The sequence below is a fragment of the Nitrosomonas sp. GH22 genome (assembly GCF_009833115.1).
GTDB classification, from domain to species: Bacteria; Pseudomonadota; Gammaproteobacteria; order Burkholderiales; family Nitrosomonadaceae; genus Nitrosomonas; species Nitrosomonas eutropha.
Map to the genome: position 1 here is coordinate 1 of NZ_QRCA01000066.1, position 3603 is coordinate 3603.

General features: G+C 57.8%; 2 protein-coding genes. Both read left to right on the forward strand.

Annotation, left to right across the window (positions count from 1 at the left end; all coding sequences use genetic code 11):
• Window positions 1-84 precede the first annotated feature (84 nt).
• Complete coding sequence (locus ABF86_RS12225) at window positions 85-3213, forward strand: DUF2309 domain-containing protein (RefSeq protein ID WP_160803652.1); 3129 nt, start codon at window positions 85-87, stop codon at window positions 3211-3213.
• A complete protein-coding gene (locus ABF86_RS12230; RefSeq protein ID WP_011633894.1) occupies window positions 3210-3536 on the forward strand; it encodes a P-II family nitrogen regulator in 327 nt (108 codons plus the stop codon). Before ABF86_RS12225 ends, ABF86_RS12230 begins: the two co-directional genes overlap by 4 nt.
• Window positions 3537-3603: the final 67 nt, after the last annotated feature.

The following is a 3603-nucleotide window of genomic DNA, read 5'->3' on the forward strand; positions in this document are numbered from 1 at the left end:
GCACGACATCCCGGTATTCTGGACTGTTCTGGCCGCGTTGCTGGCCGTGGCCGTGATTGTGGCCGCTTCTCTTTGGAGCATGACATAGTTGATGCATTGAACTTAGGCAAGATCTTGCGCGTGCATGCCACGGTCTATGTGGCTGCCGAGCCTGTACCGTTGTTCTGGCCGATGCGCACATTTATTCACAACAATCCCCTGCATGGGCTGGAAGGCTTGCCGTTCACAGAGGCGGTTCAGGCTGCGCGCGGGCTTTTCCATGCCCGCGTGTACCTTCCACGCACTACCTATCAGCATTATCTGCGCGAAGGCAAGGGCGATGTGCGCATGCTCGACGCGATTACCGCGCAGTTCGCGCAGACCGCACCCAGTATCGATGGCATCGACTGGCAGCGCTGGCTGAGCGCGGTGCGCAAAGCGCCGACCGACGCCTCGCCCTATGTGCCGCATGCCTCAGCCGAAGACGTCGCTGCAGTGCTGGCTGGCCAGGCTATCCCAAATGACGGCGCCATCGCAGCCGGTCTGGATGCTGCGATGCTTGCCGATCTGCCTCCTTGGCGGCCGCTGACCGAGTGTATCGATTCGCTGTGGGGAACCAATCTTGCTGCTGAGCTTGACGAGCTGGTGGTCAAAAGCTGTTTGGATTTTTTCGACGAAGATCAGTCATCGTGGCGCATGCCCGGTCGGAAGCAGGGTTTTTACGCTGCCTGGGCTGATGTTGCTCGGCGCAACGGCCGCATGTTTTTGCGCGGGTTGGCGATCAAGCGTATCCTCGATCAGGCGCCACGTGCAGATGCCGCGATTGTTCACGTCATGCAATCGTTAGGCATTGCCGAAGAGCATTGGCAAGCGTATTTTTCGCGCGAACTGTTACGGCTGCATGGTTGGGCCGGCTTTATCCGCTGGCGCTCGGGAGCCGAGCATTATCATTGGGGACGCAAGCACCCGGCCGATCTGGTCGATTTCCTTGCCGTGCGCTTGGTATTCGCGCTGGCGCTGATCGAGGAAAGCGCGCGGCATCGCAAAACACCCGCGAACCGACCTGCGTTCGACGCCTTTTTGCGCGAGCAGCGCGACTGTGCCCTATTGCGCTACGCGTTGCACGCAGGAGAGCTTTTACCTGGGTGGGCCCAACGTATCGATGATGCGCTGGAGCGATCCAGCGGGAATCGCATAGCTCGACTGGCCGAGGACTACGCGAAAGAATGGCGACGCGTACATGCGCAGCGGCAGGGCCAGATACTGCAAAAAATCGCGATGGAGGCTGGAACACCGGTGCAGACGCTGGCCGCGCTCGGAGCGCAGGGCGCCGCCGAAGTCCTTGAGGTGCTGCAGCGCTTTGCCGTGCAGGAAGGGTCGATGTGGCTGCGTGCACTTGAAGCGCGCGCCATCGACCATCTGCTGAGCCAGATCGTGACCCCGGACGAGCCGGCGGTGCCGAAGCGCGCTTTTGCACAGGCGCTGTTTTGCATTGATGTGCGTTCTGAGCGACTGCGGCGCAATCTGGAGAACGTCGGAGATTTCCTGACGTTCGGCATTGCTGGGTTCTTTGGCGTTCCCGTGGGCTTTTTGGGTTACGGCAAAGGAAGTGAAACCCATTTGTGTCCGGCGATAGTCACGCCAAAAAATCTCGTGCTCGAGATTTCCGCTGCAATCGACTTCGACGAAGAGGATTTTGTCTCGACCCTTGGCCATGTGCTGCACGATCTGAAGAGTTCGGTGATCTCTCCCTTTGTCACGGTTGAGGCCATTGGCGCGCTGTTCGGCTTCGATTTGATTGGCAAGACCATGGCGCCGTTGGCCTATCACCGTTGGCGCAGCCGGCTGGATGCACCGCATCCGTTCACCCATTTGCTGCTGGACAAGCTCAGCCGCGAACAAGCGGACTCCATTGTGCGTGCTCTGCAGAGAGCGATGATCGTCAATGCTTTGCGTATTGAGCTGGGCATCGAGCGGGAGCGCGTCAACGACGACATGATTCGCGAGCTGCGCGAAACGGCGCTGGGCCATTGCAGCGGCACCACGATACTGGTGCGCGAGTTTGGTCTTTCCTTGGAACGCGAAGCGCGATTCATCGAGCAAGTGCGCGAGGTTTACCGTGTCAATTCGTCATATGCGAATTACCAGATGCTGCGTTTGGGGCGGATTGGTTTTTCGCTCGACGAGCAGGTCAACTATGTCTGGACTGCGCTGACTTCGATTGGCCTGACCCGCAATTTCTCGCGTTTCGTGTTGCTCATCGGACACGGCAGCCATTCGGAAAACAATCCCTACGAATCGGCGCTCGATTGCGGCGCCTGCGGCGGCAGCAACGGGCTGGTCAGCGCCAGGGTGCTGGCGCAAATGGCCAATAAAGCCGAAGTACGGGCGAAACTTCGGACCATTGGGGTAGATATTCCCGCCGACACCTGGTTCGTTCCCGGGCTGCACACGACTACCACCGATACCGTTGAGTTATACAATCTGGAGCTTTTGCCGCCGCGGTTACTGGTGTATCTGGAGCGTTTGCGGAACGGTCTGTATGCAGCGTCGCGGCTTTCTGCAGCCGAACGCGTTCCGACGCTGCTGCCGCAAGCAAAAACCTTGAAACCGGCTCAGGCTCATCGCATAGTACGTGTCATGTCGCACGACTGGTCGCAGGTGCGACCTGAGTGGGGATTGTCGGGCAATCTGTATTTCGTCGTGGGACGACGCGGTTTAACGCAGAAGGCCAATTTGCATGGACGTTCCTTTCTGCAATCCTATGACTGGCAGCTCGATCCCAAGGGACGCCTGCTGGAAAATATTCTTGCCGGCCCGGTGGTAGTGGGGCAGTGGATCAATATGGAGCACTACTTCTCCACCGTCGACAACACTCATTTTGGCAGCGGCAGCAAGGTTTATCACAACGTTGCCGGGCGCTTTGGCGTGATGACCGGCAATCTGTCCGATCTGCGCACCGGGCTGCCGGCGCAGACTGTGATGCGCCATGGTCAGCCTTATCACGAGCCCCTGCGCCTGATCGTGATGATTGAAGCGCCGCTGGACTTCGCGCGCCGCGCCATCGAGGCCGTAGCCAAGGTCAAGAGTCTGGTGCAGGGGCAATGGGTCCGTACCATTATCCTCGATCCGACGCAGGATATGCAGGCCTATGTTTTCGACGATGGCGAGTGGCAAGTACATTTCGTATCCGCATCCCAATCGACATACACCGAGGAGGTCGTCACAGCATGAGCACGTTCAAACTCTCTCCCCTGAAAAAACTAGAAATCATCCTCGCAGGCGAGCATCGCGAATTCGCTACCAGCTTGCTTGATCGCGCTGACGTAAAAGGTTACACCATTGTTGGCAATCTTTCGGGCAAGGGTAGCCAAGGTTTTTACGGAGGACACTTGATGTTCAACGAGGACGATGCGCTGATCATGATCATCGTCGCGGTGTCACCGAATCTTGTCGATGCATTGCTCGAAGGCTTTCAGCCGTTTTTCGAGGCTCATTCCGGAGTGATTTTCGTAAGCGATATCCAGGTTGGCCGTCCGGTCAAGTTCATGGCCTGAATTAGAATGTGTTAAGCACTTTGTCCAAGAGTTAGTTACTCTATTGAGATGATCAAACGTAAGCCCT

Excerpts from the sequence above, each read along its gene's own strand:
- ABF86_RS12230 (WP_011633894.1), top strand. The coding sequence starts at position 3,210 with ATGAGCACGTTCAAACTCTCTCCCCTGAAAAAACTAGAAATCATCCTC.